Source organism: Streptomyces sp. NPDC046308 (assembly GCF_055588065.1).
Window position 1 is genome coordinate 319,768 of the sequence record NZ_JBVJFB010000003.1, and the last position, 20,748, is coordinate 340,515.

Below are 20,748 nucleotides of genomic sequence, written 5' to 3' on the forward strand. Positions count from 1 at the left end.
GCCTCCGGCGGCGGCCGGCCCGCCGCCGCCCGCCCCGTGCCGGGGTCCGCGGGCCCTGGCCGAATCCCCTCCCCCCGTCGTGCACACGCCGTTCGCCGGGGTATCCGCGTCCCGAGGCCCTGTCTCCCGGCCACTCGTTCGGGCGGTCCGTGCGGGGCCCGGGAGATCTGTGGGACAGGTGGTGTCGGCCCTACGTCACCTAGTACCGGCCGACTTGACGGAGCCCCGCCCGGATGTCGATCCGGGGCTTGGTATTGCCCGTTCCACTACGTACGAGTAGTTAACCGAGCGCGCGGATTGGGCGGGACGAGAGTGGGAAGGGCTCCCCGGGTACACGTGGTACAGCACGAGGCACCCGCCCACAAACCCTCTCCCCGCCACCCGAGTGAACGCGGACAGGAGCGGCCATGCCCGCAGCCCAGCCGTCTTCCGAGCGGCTAGAAACAGAGCGAACAGAGCGTGCACTACCAGTCGTGACTCCGACTGGCCTGTTGTCACCGAGCCCTGCGAACTGCCCCCAGGTGATCCCATCATGATCGGTCGCATTCCCGTGCTGGACGTCCGCCCCGCCGTCGACTGCGGCGCCAGACCCGCCAAGGCGGTCGTGGACGAGGTCTTCGAGATCTCGGCCACCGTGTTCCGCGAGGGCCACGACGCCGTCGCGGCGCACGTCGTCCTGCGCGATCCGAGCGGGCGGCTGCGGCCCCCCGTACCGCTGAGCGAGCTCGCCCCCGGCACCGACCGCTGGGGGGCCCGCGTCTGTGCCGACAGCGAGGGGAGGTGGACGTACACCGTCGAGGCGTGGAGCGACCCGGTGGCCACCTGGCGGGCCCATGCCGCGATCAAGATCCCGGCCGGCATCGACACCGGGCTGATGCTGCTGGAGGGCGCCGAGCTCTACGAGCGGGCCGGGACCCGGATCACCAAGCGCGACGGCCGCGAGGCCGTGCTGGCCGCCGCCGAGATCATGCGCGACGAGGACCGGCCGGCCGCCGAACGTCACGCCGCCGCCCTCGACCCCGCCGTGGACGCGGCGCTCGCCAGGCGCCCCTACCGGGAGCTGGTCACCGCCTCCAAGCCGCTGCCGCTGCTCGTCGAGCGCAAGCGGGCCCTCTTCGGCTCCTGGTACGAGATGTTCCCGCGCTCGGAGGGGGCGGTGCTGGAGCCCGGCGAGGCGCCGGTCAGCGGCACTTTCCGGACCGCCGCGGAGCGGCTGCCCGCCATCGCCGCGATGGGCTTCGACGTGGTCTACCTGCCACCGATCCACCCGATCGGCAGCACCTTCCGCAAGGGTCCGAACAACACCCTGTCCGCAGGGAGTTGGGATCCGGGCGTGCCCTGGGCGATCGGGTCGACCGAGGGCGGGCACGACGCCGTCCACCCGGAGCTCGGCACCATCGAGGACTTCGACGCGTTCGTCGCGCGCGCCCGCGAGCTGCACCTGGAGATCGCGCTGGACTTCGCCCTCCAGTGCTCCCCCGACCACCCGTGGGTGGAGAAGCACCCGGAGTGGTTCCGCCACCGGGCCGACGGGACGATCGCGTACGCCGAGAACCCGCCGAAGAAGTACCAGGACATCTACCCGATCCACTTCGACACCGACATGGCCGGCATCGTCGAGGAGACCTGCCGGATCCTGCGGCACTGGATGGACCACGGGGTCCGCATCTTCCGCGTCGACAATCCGCACACCAAGCCGGTGGTCTTCTGGCAGAAGGTGATCGCGGACATCAACAAGTCCGATCCCGACGTGATCTTCCTGGCGGAGGCCTTCACCCGTCCCGCCATGATGCGCGCGCTGGCCGCGGTCGGCTTCCAGCAGTCGTACACGTACTTCACCTGGCGCAACACCAAGGCCGAGCTGACCGAGTACGTGACCGAGCTGTCCGGCACCGCCTCGGCCTCCGTCATGCGGCCGAACTTCTTCGTGAACACCCCGGACATCCTCCACGAGTACCTGCAGGACGGCGGCCGCCCCGCCTTCGAGGTCCGGGCGGTCCTCGCCGCCACCCTCTCCCCCACCTGGGGGGTCTACGCCGGCTACGAGCTCTGCGAGAACACCCCGGTGCGCCGCGGCAGCGAGGAGTACCTGGACTCGGAGAAGTACGAGTTCCGGCCCCGCGACTGGGAGGCCGCCGACCGCGAGGGCCGCACCATCGCCCCGCTGATCACCGCCCTGAACCGGCTGCGCCGCCGCAACCCCGCGCTCCAGCAGCTGCGCGACATCCACTTCCACTCGACCGACAACGAACAGGTGATCGCCTATTCGAAGCACGCCGGAGCCAATTCCGTACTGGTGGTCGTCAACCTCGATCCGCACCACACCCAGGAGGCGACGGTCTCGTTGGACATGCCGGTACTCGGCCTCGACTGGCACGGGTCCCTCGCGGTGCGCGACGAGCTCACCGGCGAGACCTATCACTGGGGCAGGGCGAACTACGTGCGCCTAGAGCCGGGCCGAACGCCCGCGCACGTACTGGCCGCTCTGCGACCGTCCCCGCCCACCGGAGGGTCACCCACCACATGATGATCAACGATCCCGTCCACGACACCTTCGAGGACACCCCCGCCAAGGACCGCGATCCCGACTGGTTCAAGCGGGCCGTCTTCTACGAGGTCCTCGTCCGCTCCTTCCACGACAGCAACGGCGACGGCGTCGGGGACCTCAAGGGGCTCACCGCCAAACTGGACTACCTCCAGTGGCTCGGCGTCGACTGCCTGTGGCTGCCGCCGTTCTTCGCCTCGCCCCTGCGCGACGGGGGCTACGACGTCTCCGACTACACCTCCGTCCTCCCGGAGTTCGGGGACCTCGCCGACTTCGTGGAGTTCGTGGACGCGGCGCACACCCGCGGCATGCGGGTGATCATCGACTTCGTCATGAACCACACCAGCGATCAGCACGAGTGGTTCCAGCAGTCGCGCAAGGACCCGGACGGCCCGTACGGCGACTACTACATGTGGGCCGACAACGACAAGCAGTACCAGGACGCCCGCATCATCTTCGTCGACACCGAGACCTCCAACTGGACGTACGACCCGGTGCGCAAGCAGTACTACTGGCACCGCTTCTTCTCGCACCAGCCGGACCTCAACTACGAGAACCCGGCCGTGGTCGAGGAGATCATCTCCGCGCTGCGGTTCTGGCTGGACCTCGGGATCGACGGCTTCAGACTCGACGCGGTGCCCTACCTGTACGCCGAGGAGGGCACCAACTGCGAGAACCTTCCCCGCACCCACCGGCTCCTGAAGCGGGTGCGGGCCGAGATCGACGCGCACTACCCCGACACCGTGCTGCTCGCCGAGGCCAACCAGTGGCCCGAGGACGTGGTCGACTACTTCGGGGACTTCGCCAAGGGCGGGGACGAGTGCCACATGGCCTTCCACTTCCCCGTCATGCCGCGCATCTTCATGGCCGTGCGAAGAGAGTCCCGCTACCCCGTCTCGGAAATCCTGGCCAAGACACCGGCGATCCCGGACCGCTGCCAGTGGGGCATCTTCCTGCGCAACCACGACGAGCTCACCCTCGAGATGGTCACGGACGAAGAGCGCGACTACATGTACGCCGAGTACGCCAAGGACCCGCGGATGCGGGCCAACATCGGCATCCGGCGCCGGCTCGCCCCGCTCCTCGACAACGACCGCAACCAGATGGAGCTGTTCACCGCCCTGCTGCTGTCCCTCCCGGGCTCGCCGGTGCTCTACTACGGTGACGAGATCGGCATGGGCGACAACATCTGGCTGGGCGACCGCGACGGGGTGCGCACCCCGATGCAGTGGACTCCGGACCGCAACGCCGGTTTCTCCTCCTGCGATCCGGGCAGGCTGAACCTGCCGGTCATCATGGACCCGGTCCACGGGTACCAGGTCACCAATGTCGAGGCGGCCATGGCGTCGCCCTCCTCACTGCTGCACTGGACCCGCAGACTGATCGAGATCCGCAAGGCCAACCCGGCCTTCGGACTCGGCTCGTACACCGAACTGCCCTCGTCCAACCCGGCTGTGCTCGCGTTCCTCCGCGAGTACGGGGACGACCTGGTGCTGTGCGTGCACAACTTCTCGCGCTTCGCGCAGCCCACCGAGCTGGATCTTCGGTCGTTCAACGGACGGGTCCCGGTGGAGCTCACGGGCGACGTGCGCTTCCCGCCGATCGGTGAGTGGCCGTACCTGCTGACGCTGGCGGGACACGGCTTCTACTGGTTCCGGCTGCGGACCGAGAAGCGCGGCGAGCTACGCGGCGAGCAACGCGACGGTTAGCGGCCGGAGGAGGGGCGGGCAGCTCGAATGGGTCAATCGCCCGCCCCTGTACGGACCATCCTGACCCGACACTCGCACATGCCGGATAAGCAACTGCCGCGCATCCGGGACACTCTGCGCATTCTGTGACGGCCCGGGGAAAGGACGCGACGCCATGTCGGAGGCTGCATCCGCCCGGAGCCGGCTGACGGCCGACCGGGCCGCCGGGATCGCCCCGCTGGAACCGATGCTGAGGGCCTGGCTGCCCGCTCAGCGCTGGTTCGCGGGCAAGGGCCGCACCATCGGCAGCCTCAGGGCCGTCTCGGCGGCCGAGCTGCTGCCACCGGGATCGACCCCCGGGATGCTGCACCTGCTCCTCGACGTCGACGGGGACTGCTACCAACTGCTCCTGGGCATCCGCCCCTCCCTGCCGCCCGCGCTCGCGGCCACCCTCATCGGCCATGCCGAGGACGGCCCGTACGCCGGCCGGGCGGTCTACGAGGCCCTGGGCGACCCGCGGCTCGCGACGATGCTGCTGGAGCGGCTGCGCTCCCCCGGGGTGCTGGGCCCGCTGCGCTTCGACCGGGACCCGGCCACGCCGATCCCGGCGGGGCTCTCCCCCCGGCCCCTCTCCGGAGAGCAGACCAACTCCTCCTTGATCTATGGAGATTCGTTCATCCTGAAGGTGTTCCGCCGGGTCGGCCCCGGGGTCAACCCGGACCTGGAGCTGCCCCGGGCCCTGGCGGCCGCCGGCTGCACCCGCGTCCCGGCCCCCGTCGCCTGGTACGAGGCCGAGCCGCCCGGGAGCGAGTCGCTGACCCTGGGCGTGCTCCAGCCGTACCTGCGCGGCTCCGACGACGGCTGGCAGCTCGCGCTGCGCCGGCTCGGCGCCGGGGCCGACTTCACCGCCGAGGCGCACGCCCTCGGCCGGGCCACCGCGGAGGTGCACAGCGCGCTCGCCGCCGCGCTGCCCACCGTCGCGCTCGGCCCGGAGCAGACCGCCCGGCTGGCCGCCGGGATGACCGCCCGGCTGGCCGCGACCGCGCGGGAGGTGCCGGCCCTGCGGCCCTACGAGGCGGGGCTGCGGGGGGCCTTCGACGCCCTGGCCGCCTCCCGGGGGGCGGGGGTGCCCGCCCAGCGGATCCACGGGGACCTCCATCTGGGTCAGACCCTGCGCACCCTCGACGGCAGCTGGTCGTTGATCGATTTCGAGGGCGAGCCGGCCCGGCCGCTGGCCGACCGGCGCCGTCCCGAACCGGCGGTCCGCGACATCGCCGGGATACTGCGCTCCTTCGACTACGCCGCCCGCTCGCACCGGCCGTTCGCCCCCGCCTGGGCGGACGACTGCCGGGCCGCCTTCTGCGAGGGCTACGCCCGCACCACCGGCCGGGACCCCCGCGAGGATCCCGTACTGCTGCGGGCATACGAGACCGACAAGGCGGTGTACGAGGCCCGTTACGAGTCCCGGCACCGTCCCGACTGGCTGCACGTCCCGATGGCCGCGATCCGGCGGCTCTCGGAACCCGCGCGACCCGCGCACCGCGTGCCGCCGACCCCGCCCGCCCCCGGTTCCATCTCCCCGCATCCCCATCCCCGCCCGAAGCCCCCGAGGAGGCCGCTCGCGTGAGCGCCGCACGACAGCCGTCACCGACCGTCCCCGACGAAGCCGTACCCGCCCCGGCGGCGGCGAAGAAGCCCCGCGCGCCCCGCGCCCGCCGCGCCGCTCCCGCGCGCGGGGTCCGGCCGGCGCCCGCGCTCGGCGGTGAGGAACGGGCCCGGCTGCTGGAGGGCCGCCACCACGATCCGCACGGGGTGCTGGGCGCCCGCACCACGCGGGGCGGGGTGGCATTCCGCGTGCTGCGCCCCTACGCCAAGGCGGTCACCATCGTCGCCAAGGGGCTGCGGACCGAACTCTTGGACGAGGGCGACGGGCTGTTCTCCGGGCTGCTGCCGCTGACCGGCGTGCCCGAGTACCGGCTGCTGGTGACCTACGACAGCGACGAGATCGAGGTCCACGACCCGTACCGGTTCCTGCCCGCCCTCGGCGAGCTGGACCTGCACCTGATCGGCGAGGGCCGCCACGAGCAGCTGTGGACGGCGCTCGGCGCCCAGCCGATGGAGCACCAGGGCGTGGCCGGGACCCGGTTCACGGTGTGGGCGCCGAACGCCCAGGGGGTCCGCGTCAGCGGGGACTTCTCGTACTGGGACTCCGTCGCCTACCCGATGCGCTCGCTCGGCGCGAGCGGCGTGTGGGAGCTGTTCCTGCCCGGTGTGGGCGCCGGTGCGCTCTACAAGTACGACATCACGCGCCCGGACGGCAGTCACACCCTGCGCGCCGACCCGATGGCCCGGTCCGCGGAGGTCCCCCCGGCGAACGCGTCGGTGGTCACCGCCTCCTCCCACGTGTGGCAGGACGCGGAGTGGATGGCACGGCGCGGGGAGAGGCCCCCGCACCAGGCCCCCTTCTCCGTGTACGAGCTGCACCTGGCGTCCTGGCGGCCCGGGCTCTCGTACCGGCAGCTCGCCGAGCAGCTTCCCGCGTACGTCAAGGAGCTGGGCTTCACGCACGTGGAGATGATGCCGGTCGCCGAGCACCCCTTCGGGGGCTCCTGGGGCTACCAGGTCACCGGCTTCTACGCGCCGACCTCGCGGATGGGCACCCCCGACGACTTCCGCTTCCTCGTGGACGCGCTGCACCGGGCCGGGATCGGGGTGATCGTCGACTGGGTGCCGGCGCACTTCCCGCGCGACGACTGGGCGCTCGCGGAGTTCGACGGGCGGCCGCTGTACGAGCACCAGGACCCGCGCCGGGCCGCGCACCCGGACTGGGGGACGCTGGAGTTCGACTACGGCCGCAAGGAGGTCCGCAACTTCCTCGTCGCCAACGCCGTGTACTGGTGCGAGGAGTTCCACGTGGACGGGCTGCGCGTGGACGCGGTGGCCTCGATGCTCTACCTCGACTACTCGCGCGGCGAGGGCGAATGGTCGCCGAACGAGCACGGCGGGCGGGAGAACCTGGACGCGGTGGCGCTGCTCCAGGAGATGAACGCGACCGTGTACCGGCGCTGCCCGGGGGTGGTGACGATCGCCGAGGAGTCCACGGCCTGGAACGGCGTGACGCGGCCGACGGACTCGGGCGGGCTCGGCTTCGGCCTGAAGTGGAACATGGGCTGGATGCACGACACCCTGCGCTACATGTCGAAGGAGTCGGTGCACCGCAAGTACCACCACCACGACATGACCTTCGGGATGATCTACGCCTTCAGCGAGAACTACGTGCTGCCGATCTCGCACGACGAGGTGGTGCACGGCAAGGGCTCGCTGGTGTCCAAGATGCCCGGGGAGGACTGGTGGCAGAAGCGGGCCGCGCACCGGGCGTACCTCGGCTTCATGTGGGCCCACCCGGGCAAGCAGCTGCTGTTCATGGGGCAGGAGTTCGCCCAGGGCTCGGAGTGGTCGGAGGCGTACGGGCCGGACTGGTGGCTGCTGGACGACTCCTACGCGGCGGCCGGTGACCACCGGGGCGTACGGACCCTGGTGCGCGACCTGAACCGCACGTACACGGCGGCGCCGGCGCTGTGGGAGCGGGACACCGTGCCGGAGGGCTTCGCCTGGGTGGAGGCGGACGCCGCGGAGGACAACGTGTTCGCCTTCCTGCGCTACGCGCAGGACGGTTCGCAGCTTCTGGCGGTGTCGAACTTCTCGCCCGTGGTCCGGCACGGCTACCGGATCGGCGTGCCGGAGGAGGTGCCGCTGTGGCGGGAGGTCCTCAACACCGACCTCCAGGTCTACGGCGGCAGCGGCGTCCACCACACGCAGCCGCTGCGGGCGGAGCCGGTGCCGGCGCAGGGCCGCCCGGCCAGTCTGCGCATGACCCTCCCGCCGCTGGCGACGGTCTGGCTCAGGCCCTAGCAGGTCAGCGCCAGAGGAGGAAGCGGAAGGGGCCCTCGGCACCCCCGTGGGCGAGGGCCCCGCATAAGAGCACGTACGGAATAGGTGTCCGGTTCATCTTGTGTGGAGGGTGTGACGACTCTTGCGCCGGCGGGCGTTGGCTGGAACCGTACGCATAACAAAGGATCTTCGAGCTCACCGATTACCGGACAGTCGCCCGGAAACCCGACGAAAGCCCCTCTCTCCATAGGACGTTCCTACGAGGTATGGGCTTGTTTGTTTGGTCTGTAGGCGCCGTCGCCCGGCCACTCCTACGGTGTGCGGTGTGCACTCCAGCCCACCTTTCAATGCCCCCGCCGCGCGTCGTCTGCGCGCGGCCCTGGGCATGGCTCCCGGACACGTCGCCTACGGCCTGCGTGCCCAGTACGGACTCGTCGTCGCGCCCGAGACGGTGATGGCCTGGGAGCGTGGCGAGATATCGCCCTCTGCGGCCGAGCTCACGGCGCTCGCCGGTGTGCTGTGGTGCGCTCCCGGGGAGCTGCTCGCCGAGCCGGTCACCCTGCGGGAGCACCGGATGGCCCGGGGGCTCGCCGCGGACGAACTGGCCCGGCGGATCGGACTGGAGACGAGCTCGTACCAGAAGATGGAGGACACCGGGCGCTGGAAGGGCAACGAACGCCAGTCCGCCGCCCTCGCCTCGGTGCTCGGTCTGACGCTGGCCCAGTTCGTGACGGCCACCGGCAAACAGGAGGAGCTGGCCGACCTGCTGCGCAGTGCGGTGACCACGCGCTGGCAGGCGTACGTGAAACCGCTCGGCAAGCTGCTGCCGATCCCCAAGGCCAACCTGGAATGGATGCTGGAGCAGCTGCACGGCGACTACCAGTCGCGGATGGTGGCGACGCTCAGCTGGGGCGGCGGCGGGGGCGAGGCCGGCAGCGGCGACGCCGGCCGCGAGTTCCTCGTCGGGATCGTGGACCGCTTCTGGCAGCTCGCGGGTGGCACGACCTGACCCGCGCCCAGGAGACCTAGGGCAGCGGCGCGTGGACCACGGTGGCCGCGCTGCCGGCGGCCGCCAGGTCGCTCCTGAGCCGGTCGGCGGTCCTCTGGTCGCCCACCAGGACGGTCGGCGGGGCCGGGCACGAGGCGATCGCGGTCTTCAGGTGGCCCAGCGACGCCTGGTACTCCTCCTCCCCGGCCGTCGCGGGTCCGCCGACCTTGACGTAGAAGACCTCGTACAGCCCGACCATGTTGCCGGCCTGGTGGGTGAGGATCTGGGCGAGGAAGGTCGACCGGAGGTTGAGATAGGCGTCGTTGCCGTACAGGGCGATCACCGGGGAGGTGACGCCGGGCAGGTCGCGCCCGGTGAGGGCGGCGGCCGGCGGGCCGATGTCGCCGCTCTTGGCCTCGCCCCGGCTCCACTTGAGCAGGGGGCTTCCGTACCAGGCCGAGGGGTGGCCCCAGCCGGAGGGCACGCCCCACTGGACGCCGCCGAACAGCGCCAGCGCCGCGGCCGCCGCGAGGCAGGAACGCAGCAGGAGGTCCGCGCGGCGGCGCAGCGCGGGGCCCGTCGTCCCGCCGGCGGGCGGCAGCATCAGTCCGGTCAGGCCGAGCGAGAGCAGGGCGATCACCAGCCCGGCGGCGGTCAGCTTCTCGAAGTAGTACGAGTAGTAGCCGATGGTGTGCTTCTGCCAGGCGCCGAAGACGCCGATCAGCGCGGCCCCGCCGAGGACCAGGGCCAGCAGCGTCCGCCCGGTGCCCGTCCGGCGGTTCACCGGGAGGGTGGCAGCGACCACGGCGAGCAGTCCGAGCCCGATGAACACCGGGCGGTCGGGGATGACCATCGGGCCGGCCAGGTTCGAGGTCTTGGCGACGTCCAGCTTGGTGAGGACGGAGAAGGCGCTGGGCAGTCCCGCCACGAGGGTGGCGGCCGCCAGGGCCCCGAGGACCGGGATCCACCGGCCGGCGAACCGGCGGCGGTGGACGAGCAGCACCGCGACCAGGGCGATGCCGACGAGGGCGCCGTAGAGGTTGTAGACGTAGGTGACGGCGATCAGGCCGGCCGCCGCGAGGAGGACGAACTCGGTGCGGCCCGCCGCGGGCCGCACGAGCAGGGCCAGGGCGACGGCCAGGAACAGCAGGCCGATGGTCTCGGAGTCGAAGCCCCGCTCGATCAGCTCCGCCATCGATCCGGACATCATGACCGCGGCGGCGGTGGCGCAGACCGCGGCCGCGCGCCAGCCGCGCAGGCGGGGGCCGCCGATCCAGCGGGCGGCCCAGACCAGCGCCCCGCAGAACAGTGCGTAGGCGGCCAGGACGTAGAGGAAGTACCGGTTCGTCATGGCGAGGGCGGAGCCCGCCCCGGCCGAGGAGGTCACCAGGGCGTCGACCCAGGCCAGCAGGAAGTGGGAGCCCTGCGGGTAGACCGCCTCGGACGGCGTCATCATGTACGTCCGGGCGGCGTCCTGGTGGAGGAAGGCGTAGCCGCCGACCTGCCGGATGCCGGTGAAGTACGAGAAGTGCCCCATCCGGTCCTCGGACGTGACGAAGTAGGCCAGCCGGTCGGCGGCCGACCTGCCGGCCACCGGGTGGTGGACGTAGTGCCAGACCACGGCCACGGTGCCGGCGACCAGCGCGTCCGAGCCGCGCAGCCGCAGCGGGATGCGGGGCCGGCGGCGGGCCAGCCAGCCGGAGACGGAGGCGACCGTCAGCAGCAGACCGGCCCCGGGCACGGGGGCCAGGCCCCACGGCCAAACGGAGAAGAGCAGGCCGAAGCCCATCACGGCGCCGCAGAGCAGGAAGGCCGCGATCACGAGACGGTCGAGCAGTCCGCCGCCGACGCGGATCAGGGCGGCGATGGTCAGGACCAGGACGGGGAGGAGCAGCACGTCGAGGGCCACGGCGTGGAGCAGCAGCGGCACCGCCCAGGACGCGGTGAGGGCCGCGGCGAGGACCGTGGGGCTGCGCCGTGCGGCGGGGCCGGTGACCCGGGGTCCCGGTGGGTTCTCGACCGGCTCGGCGGTCCGGACGGCGGAGCTGGTCGCCACGGGAGGGGGGCACCTTTCCATCGAGTGCGTGCGGGTGGTGGAGGGGGCCCGGCGTGCGGGCCCGGTCCGTCACACGACTCGGCCGGCCGGTCCCCCGGCCGGAATCCTAACCAGCGGGACCGGGCGGGCGGGCACGGAGGCGCAGAGCGGCCCCGGAGCACCGGCTCCGGGGCCGTCCGGCGGGACAACGGGGCCGGAGCTCCCGGCCCGGCAGGGGCGCGGGTCCCGGCCGGGCGGGTCAGAAGACGGACTCCGCCTCGTACATGCGGTCGTCGGGGACCGTCTTCAGCTCGGTGGTCGCGGAGGCGAGCGGGGCCATCACGATGTCGGTGCCGCGCAGCGCGGTCATGTTGCCGTAGTCGCCTCGGTGGACGGCCTCGACGGCGTGCCAGCCGAAGCGGGTCGCGAGCACGCGGTCGTACGCGGTGGGCACGCCGCCGCGCTGGACGTGGCCGAGGATGACCGGGCGGGCCTCCTTGCCGAGGCGGTGCTCCAGCTCGATCGCGAGGCGGTTGCCGATGCCGGCGAAGCGCTCGTGACCGTACTGGTCGATGGCGCCCTTCTCGTACGGCATGGAACCGTCGGCCGGGTGCGCGCCCTCGGCGACGCAGATGACGGCGAACTTCTTGCCGCGGGAGAATCGTTCTTCCACCATCTTCACCAGGGCGTCCACCTCGAAGGGGCGCTCCGGCAGGCAGATGCCGTGGGCGCCGCCGGCCATGCCGGACTCCAGGGCGATCCAGCCCGCGTGGCGGCCCATCACCTCGACGACCATCACGCGCTGGTGGGACTCGGCGGTGGTCTTGAGGCGGTCGATGGCCTCGGTGGCGACCATGACGGCGGTGTCGAAGCCGAAGGTGCGGTCGGTGGAGGAGATGTCGTTGTCGATGGTCTTGGGCACGCCGACGACCGGCATCCCGGCGTCCGACAGCATCCGGGCGGCGGTCAGGGTGCCTTCGCCGCCGATCGGGATGAGGGCGTCGATGCCGTAGCGCGTCGCCAGTTCGGCGGCGTTCTCGGCGGCCTCGTGCAGGCGGGCGCGCTCCATGCGCGCCGAGCCGAGGATCGTGCCGCCGCGGGCGAGAATGCCGCTGACGGCATTGATGTCGAGGGGGCGGAAGTGGCCGTCGAGGAGGCCCTTGAACCCGTCCTCGAAACCGATGACCTCGTCCCCGTGCCCGACCAGGGCCCGGTGTACGACCGACCGGATGACAGCGTTGAGCCCCGGACAGTCGCCGCCTGCGGTGAGAACTCCGATACGCATCGTGCTGTGTCTCCTGCCGTACATATGAAGGGCGTAATGGTGAAGCCTGTCCGATTGTTCCACGGGCCCGGGGTGCCGCGCGTTCTGTGCGGCTCGCGTTCCCGGGCCTTTCGACCCTCCTGGCCAGGCCCTTTCCCGGGGGGCGCCCTATCTATTGGCAGAGGTATTGTCAAGGGGTCAGGGCAGACCAAACAGACATCCACAGCAGGGGACGGAGTGCGGGCGTGACGCGCAGCGTGTACGTGACCGGTATCGAGCGGGGCGACGGCCGCCAGGTCGTCGAGCTGGGGATCATGGAGCTCCTGACCCGGCGGACGGGCCGGGTCGGCGTCTACCGTCCGTTGCTCCACGACGGACCGGACCGCCTCTTCGAGCTCCTGAAGGCCCGCTACCGGATCGAGCAGGACTCCGCGACCGCGTACGGGATGGAGTACCAGGAGGCCTCGGCGATCCTGGCCGAGAAGGGCACCGACGAGCTCGTCTCCCGGCTGGTCGACCGCTACCACCGGGTGGCCCGCGACTACGAGGTCATGCTCGTGCTCGGCACCGACTACGCGGAAACCAACCTCCCGGACGAGCTGGCGCTCAACGCCCGCCTCGCCAACGAGCTGGGCGCGCTCGTGGTCCCCGTCGTCGGCGGCACCAGGCACCACGCCGAGGCGGTGCGCGCCGAGGCCCGCAACGCCTACCGCGCCTACGAGACCCTGGGCTGCCACGTCGTCGCGATGGTCGTCAACCGGGTGGCCCCGGAGGACCGCGACCTCATAGCCGAGCGGCTGGCCGCCCGGCTCCCCGTGCCCTGTTACGTGCTGCCGGACGACAAGTCGCTCTCCGCCCCGACCGTCGCCCAGATCACCCGGGCGCTCGGCGGCGAGGTGCTCCTCGGCGACGAGGCCGGGCTGGCCCGCGACGCCGTGGACTTCGTCTTCGGCGGCGCCATGCTGCCGAACTTCCTGAACGCCCTGACCCCCGGCTGCCTGGTGGTGACCCCCGGAGACCGCTCCGACCTGGTCGTCGGCGCGCTGGCCGCGCACACCTCGGGCACCCCGCCGATCGCCGGCGTGCTGCTCACCCTGAACGAGCGGCCCAGCAAGGAGGTCCTGGCGCTCGCCTCGAAGCTGGCGCCGGGCACGCCCGTGGTGTCGGTGGCCGGCAACAGCTTCCCGACCGCCGCCGAACTCTTCTCGCTCCAGAGCCGGCTGAACTCCGCGACCCCGCGCAAGCTGGAGACCGCGCTCGGCCTCTTCGAGCGGCACGTGGACACCGTCGAGCTGCGCGACCTGCTCTCGGTGGCCCGCTCGGAGCGGGTCACCCCGATGATGTTCGAGCACGAGCTGCTGGAGCGGGCCCGCTCGGAGCGCCGCCGCGTCGTGCTGCCCGAGGGCACCGAGGAGCGCGTGCTGCGCGCCGCGGACGTGGTGCTGCGCCGGGGCGTCTGCGACCTGACGCTGCTGGGCGACGAGCAGGCGATCCTGAAGAAGGCCGGCGACCTCGGCGTGGACATCTCGGGCGCGCAGCTGATCGACCCGGCGACCTCTCCCCTGCGGGAAGCTTTCGCCGAGTACTACGCCACGGTCCGCGCCCACAAGGGCATGACCGTCGAGCTCGCCAACGACGTGGTCACCGACGTCAACTACTTCGGCACGCTGATGGTCCAGCGGGGCCTGGCCGACGGCATGGTCTCCGGCGCGGTGCACTCCACGGCGGCGACCATCCGCCCGGCCTTCGAGATCATCAAGACCAAGCCGGAGGCGTCCATCGTCTCCTCGGTCTTCTTCATGTGCCTGGCCGACCGGGTCCTCGTCTACGGTGACTGCGCCGTCAATCCGGACCCGAACGCCGAGCAGCTCGCCGACATCGCCGTCCAGTCGGCCGCCACGGCCGCCGCCTTCGGCGTCGACCCGCGGATCGCGATGCTCTCGTACTCGACGGGTACCTCCGGCTCGGGCGCGGACGTGGACAAGGTCCGCAAGGCCACCGAGCTCGTCCGCGAGCAGCGCCTCGACCTCCAGGTCGAGGGCCCGATCCAGTACGACGCGGCGGTGGAGCCCTCGGTCGCCGCGACCAAGCTGCCCGGATCGCAGGTGGCCGGCCGCGCGACGGTGCTGATCTTCCCCGACCTCAACACGGGCAACAACACGTACAAGGCCGTGCAGCGTTCGGCGGGCGCGGTGGCGGTCGGCCCGGTGCTCCAGGGGCTGCGCAAGCCGGTCAACGACCTCTCGCGCGGCGCGCTCGTGGCGGACATCGTGACCACCGTGGCCATCACCGCGATCCAGGCGCAGGGCGGGCCGTCGTCCGCGGCCTCCGCCTGACCCCCCTCCCCCGCCCCACCGCCCGAGACAAGGAAAGACCCTCATCGTGACCGCATCGCGCGTACTCGTCCTCAACTCCGGCTCCTCGTCGGTCAAGTACCAGCTCCTCGACATGGCGGACCGGTCCCGGCTCGCGGTCGGCCTGGTGGAGCGGATCGGCGAGGAGACCTCACGGCTGGTGCACGAGCCGCTGACCGGGCCGGGCGCCGCCGGCGGCAGGCGCGAGCAGCTCGGCCCGATCGCGGACCACGAGGCCGCGCTGAAGGCCGTGGCCGCGGAGCTCGCCGCCGACGGGACGGGCCTGGACTCCCCCGAACTGGCCGCGGTGGGGCACCGGGTGGTGCACGGCGGGACGCGGTTCACCCAGCCGACCGTGATCGACGACGAGGTACTGGCGGAGATCCGGAACCTGATCCCGCTGGCACCGCTGCACAACCCGGCGAACGTGACGGGCATCGAGGTGGCGCGCGCGCTGCGCGCGGACATCCCGCAGGTGGCGGTCTTCGACACCGCCTTCCACTCGACGATGCCGGAGTACGCGGCGCGGTACGCGATCGACGCCGCGACGGCGGACGCGTACTCCATCCGGCGGTACGGCTTCCACGGCACCTCCCACGCCTACGTCTCCCGGGCGACGGCCGCGCTGCTCGGCAGGCCCGTGGAGGACGTGAACGTGATCGTGCTGCACCTGGGCAACGGCGCCTCCGCCTCGGCGGTCCGGGGCGGTGTGTGCGTGGAGACGTCGATGGGCCTGACCCCGCTGGAGGGTCTGGTCATGGGGACCCGTTCGGGCGACGTCGATCCGGCGGTCGTCTTCCACCTGGCGCGGGTGGGGGGCCTCTCGGTGGATGAGATCGATTCGCTCCTGAACAAGAAGAGCGGTCTGCTGGGCATGTGCGGCGACAACGACATGCGCGAGGTGCTCCGGCGGGCGGGCGAGGGCGACGAGGCGGCGAGCCTCGCCTTCGCCGCGTACGTCCACCGGCTGAAGAAGTACATCGGCGCCTACGCGGCGGTCCTGGGGCGGGTGGACGCGGTGGCGTTCACCGCCGGGGTCGGCGAGAACGCCCACCAGGTGCGCGAGGCCGCGCTGGACGGCCTGGCCGAGCTGGGCCTGGCGCTGGACCTGCAGGCCAACGCGGCGCGTTCCCGGGAGCCGCGGCTGGTTTCGGCGGAGTATGCACGGGTGGCCGTGGCGGTGGTCCCGACGGATGAGGAACTGGAGATCGCCACCCAGGCGTACGCACTCGTTACTCAGTAGTCACTTGGACTTTCCACCAGACGGAATATTCCGCTGCGAAACAAACCGATAGGATCCAGTCATGCGCCGTTCCAAAATCGTCTGCACGCTGGGCCCCGCCGTCGACTCGTATGAGCAGCTGAAAGCGCTCATCGAGGCAGGTATGAACGTGGCCCGATTCAACTTCAGCCACGGATCCCAGGCAGAACACCAGGAGCGGTACGACCGCGTCCGGCAGGTCTCCGAGGACACCGGGCGCGCCGTCGGCGTCCTCGCCGATCTCCAGGGCCCGAAGATCCGTCTGGAGACCTTCGCCGAGGGTCCCGTCGAGCTGGTGCGCGGTGACGAGTTCACCATCACCACCGAGGACGTCCCGGGCGACAAGTCCATCTGCGGCACCACCTACAAGGGTCTCCCGGGCGACGTCGCCAAGGGTGACCAGATCCTGATCAACGACGGCAACGTCGAGCTCCGGGTGACCGAGGTCGAGGGCCCCCGGGTCCGCACCATCGTCATCGAGGGCGGTGTCATCTCGGACCACAAGGGCATCAACCTGCCGGGTGCCGCCGTGAACGTCCCCGCCCTGTCGGAGAAGGACGTCGACGACCTCCGCTTCGCCCTGCGGATGGGCTGCGACATGGTCGCCCTGTCCTTCGTCCGCGACGCCAACGACGTCAAGGACGTCCACAAGGTCATGGACGAGGAGGGCCGCCGGGTCCCCGTCATCGCCAAGGTGGAGAAGCCGCAGGCCGTCGAGAACATGGCGGCCGTGGTCGACGCCTTCGACGCGGTCATGGTGGCCCGCGGCGACCTGGCCGTCGAGTACCCGCTCGAGAAGGTCCCGATGGTCCAGAAGCGGCTCATCGAGATGTGCCGCCGCAACGCAAAGCCGGTGATCGTCGCGACCCAGATGATGGAGTCGATGATCACCAACTCCCGACCGACCCGCGCCGAGGCCTCCGACGTCGCCAACGCGATCCTGGACGGCGCGGACGCGGTCATGCTGTCCGCCGAGTCCTCGGTGGGTGCCTACCCGATCGAGACCGTCAAGACGATGTCGAAGATCGTCACGGCGGCCGAGGAGGAGCTCCTCTCCAAGGGCCTCCAGCCCCTGGTCCCGGGCAAGAAGCCCCGTACCCAGGGCGGCTCCGTCGCCCGCGCGGCCTGCGAGATCGCGGAGTTCCTCGACGGGCGGGCGCTCATCGCCTTCACCCAGTCCGGGGACACCGCCCGCCGCCTGTCGCGCTACCGCTCCACGCAGCCGATCCTGGCCTTCACCACGGACGTGAACACCCGCAACCAGCTCTCGCTGAGCTGGGGCGTCGAGTCGTACGTCGTCCCGCACGTGGACAACACCGACGCGATGGTCGACCTGGTGGACGGCGAGCTGCTCAAGCTCGGCCGCTACAACGACGGCGACACCGTGGTCATCACCGCCGGCTCGCCCCCCGGCGTCCCGGGCACGACCAACATGGTCCGGGTCCACCACCTGGGCGGCGACGCCCGCCGCGACTGACGCCGCCGCACCGCCTGAAGCCTGGACTCTGCCGCACAGAGACCGAGGGCGGCACCGCGGATCCGATCGGGATCCGGGGTGCCGCCCTCGGTGTGTCTCCGGGTGACCGTGTTTCCAGGTGACCGTGTTTCCAGGTGACCGTGTTCCGGGTGGGGGCCGTCGTACGGGACTACTCCGGCGGGCCGATGTAGTTCTTCAGGCCCGGGACGGTCAGGGTGCCGCCGAACTGGCCGGCCTGGACGACCTTGACGTTCGTGAAGAACGCGAAGGGGACGTTCAGGGGCGGCGGGCTGTTCGGAGTGAACTCGATCGGGATCAGTCCGAACAGGTTCCCCTTGAGGCTCTCGGTGTACATCGTCACCGTGCCGCCGCGGATCTTGGACGTGGAGCCCGGACGGGACTTCAGGTGGGCGATCTTCCCGTCCTTGCCAACCGTCTGGTACAGGTCCTTGATGTCCAGCGAGTCCGCGGTGAACTTCAGCACCTTCTTGATCTTGCCGCTGCCCGTCTTCACCTCGACGATGCCGTGGTAGTCCAGGCCGTAGAGGGTCAGCAGCGAGCTGTCGAGGTACCAGGGCTCGTCCGGCAGGAGCGGGATGCCCTGCTCCAGCTCGGCGTCGGCCAGCGCCTTGGCGTCGTAGGTCGGGCAGGGGAAGGGTTGCTTCCCGTCCGGGTCCTTCGACTCCTCGGGCTCGGCCTCGTCCTTGTCCTTGTCCTTGTCCTTGTTCTCGCGCTCGCCCGCCTTGCCCGTCTCGTCCTTCGGGGTCTTCGCGGTGTCCTTGACCTCGTCGGACAGCTCCGTGACGTCGACGCCCGCCTGCTTCGCCGCGTCCCGGATCGCGTCCGCGGCCGGGTCCGGGGTCGGCTTGGCGGTCGTGGAGGGCGTGGGGGTGGGCGTCGGGGTCGTCTTCGGCAGGCCGTCCTTGAGGGGCCGGCCGAGCTCGTCGACGAGGCCCTTGAGCGCGTCGCCGACGCCCAGCGGATCCAGCGGGTTCGTGCTCTTGGTCGGCGTCGGGGTGGCGGCCGGGGCCGTCTCCTGCTTCGCCGGGGGCTGGGTCGCCGACGGCGAGGCACTCGCCTTCGGCTTCGGCTTCGCCGCCGCCGACGCGGACGGCGAGGGCGTCGCGCCGGGCGAGGTGCTCGCCGAGGGCGTCGTCGACGGCGTGGGGGACGGCGACTTCGACGCGGACTCCGCGGGTTCGTCGGACCGCGTGACGCACGGGCCGGGCGCGAAGGGGATCTCCTTGTCGTCGGCCACGGCGAGCTTCGGCGCCATGCCCATCCCGACGAACACGGCCGTCGGCATCGCCGCGAGCGCCATCGTCTTGCCGACGGGTATCTGGATCTTGTTCAGCAGCGACTTCCTGGGCGCCGCGTGGCGCGGCCCCTTGGTCTCACGGGACTCTGCGCCTGGGGCCACGCCCCGCTGCGTCTCGTCACCCCGCACTGTTCCTCCCGCCATCGGCGTGGGCAGTCGTCTCGCTCGCGTGTGCCGGCATTTCCGTTTCGCGCTGTCCCGGGAGGCCCTGGGGTCCCGCCATCGCCTCCGCCTTGCCCATGTCCAGTGCGTCCTGGCGCTGTTCGGCCGGCTCCTCGTCCGCCGGCTGCCCGGGGGACCAGGACAGCGCGAGCGCGCCGCCGATCAGGGCGGGCACGAAGCCCAGTCCGAAGCCGCCGAGGTTGGACACCGGCAGCGAGACCAGGGCCAGCAGGATCGAGGCGACGCCGGCGAAGACCCGGATGGCCTGCTGGAACCAGAGGGCCAGGCCCAGCGTGATCAGCAGTACACCGATGATCAGTGCCCCGGCGCCGCCGGTGGTGGCCATCGCGAGGCTGAGGTTGCCGAGCCGGAGGTCCGCGTACGGGAAGTACGCGATGGGGAAGCCGCTGACGAACGTGAACAGACCGGCCCAGAAGGGACGGCGCCCGCGCCAGGCGTGGAAGTGGTACCACGCCACGGTGAGCCAGGCGTCGTCTTCAGCACGAACATAAACCGGGGCCTGGGGGTTCATGGACAACAGCTCCCTGGAAACGGTGGTACGGAGATCTGTGGAGCCCGGACGGGCGGGCGGCGACGTGCACCGCCGACCGCCCCTCCGGTCACTCGCCTGGACGGATCAGTTCGCGTCCTGGTAGCACGGCTGGTCGCCGCCGAGCAGGCGCAGCTTCAGGTCGGGAAGCTTGAAGGTTCCCGCCGTCGTCGCCCACGCCTTCTGGCGCACGTTCGTCAGGATCGCCTTGTCGGCGCGCTGCGAGAACGCGTACGGGCTGGCGACCGTGCCGGCCTGCGGCTTGGTCTTGTGGCTCGGGTCGCCGACTGCGACGCCGATGTCCAGGTTCTTGAACTCGGCGTCGGTGTCGAGCTCGGCGACATCCAGGTAGATGTTGTCGGCGACGGCCGGCTTGCCCTTGTGGCCGGTGCGCAGCTGCAGCGTGATGTTGCCCAGCGGCGTCGGGGTCACCAGCGACTGGCACATGTTGGTGATCTCGGCGTGGCTGAACCCGGAGATGGTGACCGGGTGGTGCTGCGCATTGCCCTTGAGGTCATGCCCCTCGGCGATACCGCCGTACTGAATGAGGTTGTCACCGTCAAGCTTGTCGGCCGAGACCTTGAAGTCCTGGCCGGAGACGCTGAACGACGCCGCGAGGGCACCCTGCGCCAGACCCACACCGACCGCGGCCGTAGCCGCGATGCTCGGCACCATGACGAGCGCGAAGCGCTTCCATCTGGTCCCGCCACGAACCTGAGAACTCATTTCGTTCCTCCTTCTCGGACGTACATCTCCGGTCCGGGCCGTGCCCGTCCTGGGATGGGAGAAGTGCTACGTCCTCGGGAAGGAGCGCAGGCGGCCGGGCCGCGGCTGTGCCACGTCCGAAACACCGGCGATCACCCCCGAGCGACAACCACTGGGCCACGCGTTCGCGCAACCTGGAGGACAGGCCCCGCCGGTGTGGCAGAGACCCCCCTGTCCCACGGCCGGTGCCACTGCCACAGGCCGGCTCGGTGGGGACCCTTCACCGCGGCTCCGAGTGAGCGGCTCTGCGGGAAGGACCGAGCGTCGCCGATCGTGGTCCATTCCCGGCCGGGGCACAAGGGGGTTCGTTACTGGCGGGTAACGGCCAGATAACCTGAGTACGACCTGCCGGGGTCGGGCAGCAACGCAGGGTGTTACCCAGGGCCACGACAGAACGGCGGAATGGTGAACACACCGGACAGTTCACGGGGTTCGATTTACTGCGAGTAA

At 71.2% G+C, this 20,748-nt stretch carries 13 protein-coding genes; 8 read left to right on the plus strand and 5 right to left on the minus strand.

The window, feature by feature from the left end:
- The first annotated feature begins 532 nt into the window (after positions 1–532).
- The 5 genes from ACZ6JT_RS15260 (at position 533) to ACZ6JT_RS15280 (ending at position 9,133) form a co-directional block, all read left to right on the plus strand.
- Positions 533–2,527, plus strand: a complete 1,995-nt coding sequence (locus ACZ6JT_RS15260) for an alpha-1,4-glucan--maltose-1-phosphate maltosyltransferase (RefSeq protein WP_469210049.1) — start codon at positions 533–535, stop codon at positions 2,525–2,527.
- A complete protein-coding gene (gene treS / locus ACZ6JT_RS15265; RefSeq protein ID WP_365470081.1) occupies positions 2,524–4,254 on the plus strand; it encodes a maltose alpha-D-glucosyltransferase in 1,731 nt (576 codons plus the stop codon). Before ACZ6JT_RS15260 ends, treS begins: the two co-directional genes overlap by 4 nt.
- 154 nt (positions 4,255–4,408) lie before the next feature.
- Positions 4,409–5,860, plus strand: a complete 1,452-nt coding sequence (locus ACZ6JT_RS15270; RefSeq protein WP_469210051.1) for a maltokinase N-terminal cap-like domain-containing protein — start codon at positions 4,409–4,411, stop codon at positions 5,858–5,860.
- The gene (glgB, locus tag ACZ6JT_RS15275) at positions 5,857–8,145 is read left to right on the plus strand and encodes a 1,4-alpha-glucan branching enzyme (protein WP_469210053.1); all 2,289 of its coding nucleotides are present in this window, start codon (positions 5,857–5,859) and stop codon (positions 8,143–8,145) included. Before ACZ6JT_RS15270 ends, glgB begins: the two co-directional genes overlap by 4 nt.
- 364 nt (positions 8,146–8,509) lie before the next feature.
- On the plus strand, positions 8,510–9,133 hold the full coding sequence (locus ACZ6JT_RS15280; protein WP_469210712.1) for a helix-turn-helix domain-containing protein: 624 nt from the start codon (positions 8,510–8,512) through the stop codon (positions 9,131–9,133).
- Positions 9,134–9,149: 16 nt separating this feature from the next.
- Here the strand turns inward: ACZ6JT_RS15280 and ACZ6JT_RS15285 are convergent, their stop codons facing one another.
- On the minus strand, positions 9,150–11,168 hold the full coding sequence (locus ACZ6JT_RS15285) for a hypothetical protein (RefSeq protein WP_469210055.1): 2,019 nt from the start codon (positions 11,166–11,168) through the stop codon (positions 9,150–9,152).
- A 238-nt stretch (positions 11,169–11,406) separates the two neighbouring features.
- Positions 11,407–12,432: an ATP-dependent 6-phosphofructokinase gene (locus ACZ6JT_RS15290; RefSeq protein WP_469210057.1), complete on the minus strand. Its 1,026-nt coding sequence runs from the start codon at positions 12,430–12,432 to the stop codon at positions 11,407–11,409.
- Positions 12,433–12,656: 224 nt separating this feature from the next.
- On the opposite strand from ACZ6JT_RS15290, the gene pta reads away from it, so the two are divergent.
- The 3 genes from pta to pyk all read left to right on the plus strand — a co-directional run bounded on the left by pta (position 12,657) and on the right by pyk (position 17,503).
- On the plus strand, positions 12,657–14,747 hold the full coding sequence (gene pta, locus ACZ6JT_RS15295; protein ID WP_469210059.1) for a phosphate acetyltransferase: 2,091 nt from the start codon (positions 12,657–12,659) through the stop codon (positions 14,745–14,747).
- A 46-nt stretch (positions 14,748–14,793) separates the two neighbouring features.
- Positions 14,794–16,008, plus strand: a complete 1,215-nt coding sequence (locus tag ACZ6JT_RS15300) for an acetate kinase (protein ID WP_469210061.1) — start codon at positions 14,794–14,796, stop codon at positions 16,006–16,008.
- Positions 16,009–16,069: 61 nt separating this feature from the next.
- Complete coding sequence (gene pyk, locus ACZ6JT_RS15305; protein ID WP_469210063.1) at positions 16,070–17,503, plus strand: pyruvate kinase; 1,434 nt, start codon at positions 16,070–16,072, stop codon at positions 17,501–17,503.
- A 169-nt stretch (positions 17,504–17,672) separates the two neighbouring features.
- Here pyk and ACZ6JT_RS15310 read toward each other — a convergent pair whose 3' ends face one another.
- The 3 genes from ACZ6JT_RS15310 to ACZ6JT_RS15320 all read right to left on the minus strand — a co-directional run bounded on the left by ACZ6JT_RS15310 (position 17,673) and on the right by ACZ6JT_RS15320 (position 20,259).
- Entirely contained in the window at positions 17,673–18,950 is a 1,278-nt protein-coding gene (locus ACZ6JT_RS15310; RefSeq protein WP_469210065.1) for a hypothetical protein, read from the minus strand.
- Entirely contained in the window at positions 18,940–19,515 is a 576-nt protein-coding gene (locus tag ACZ6JT_RS15315) for a DUF6114 domain-containing protein (protein WP_469210066.1), read from the minus strand. Before ACZ6JT_RS15315 ends, ACZ6JT_RS15310 begins: the two co-directional genes overlap by 11 nt.
- Before the next feature lie 105 nt (positions 19,516–19,620).
- Positions 19,621–20,259 carry a DUF6230 family protein gene (locus ACZ6JT_RS15320; RefSeq protein ID WP_361754984.1) on the minus strand — a complete coding sequence of 213 codons (639 nt, stop codon included), beginning with the start codon at positions 20,257–20,259 and terminating at the stop codon, positions 19,621–19,623.
- Positions 20,260–20,748: the final 489 nt, after the last annotated feature.

What these genes read in the sequence shown, in the direction of transcription:
- ACZ6JT_RS15320 (WP_361754984.1), bottom strand. Translation starts at nt 20,259, where the DNA reads ATGAGTTCTCAGGTTCGTGGCGGGACCAGATGGAAGCGCTTCGCGCTC.
- ACZ6JT_RS15290 (WP_469210057.1), bottom strand. Translation starts at nt 12,432, where the DNA reads ATGCGTATCGGAGTTCTCACCGCAGGCGGCGACTGTCCGGGGCTCAAC.
- ACZ6JT_RS15260 (WP_469210049.1), top strand. Translation starts at nt 533, where the DNA reads ATGATCGGTCGCATTCCCGTGCTGGACGTCCGCCCCGCCGTCGACTGC.
- ACZ6JT_RS15270 (WP_469210051.1), top strand. Translation starts at nt 4,409, where the DNA reads ATGTCGGAGGCTGCATCCGCCCGGAGCCGGCTGACGGCCGACCGGGCC.
- treS (WP_365470081.1), top strand. Translation starts at nt 2,524, where the DNA reads ATGATGATCAACGATCCCGTCCACGACACCTTCGAGGACACCCCCGCC.
- ACZ6JT_RS15280 (WP_469210712.1), top strand. Translation starts at nt 8,510, where the DNA reads ATGGCTCCCGGACACGTCGCCTACGGCCTGCGTGCCCAGTACGGACTC.
- pyk (WP_469210063.1), top strand. Translation starts at nt 16,070, where the DNA reads ATGCGCCGTTCCAAAATCGTCTGCACGCTGGGCCCCGCCGTCGACTCG.
- ACZ6JT_RS15315 (WP_469210066.1), bottom strand. Translation starts at nt 19,515, where the DNA reads ATGAACCCCCAGGCCCCGGTTTATGTTCGTGCTGAAGACGACGCCTGG.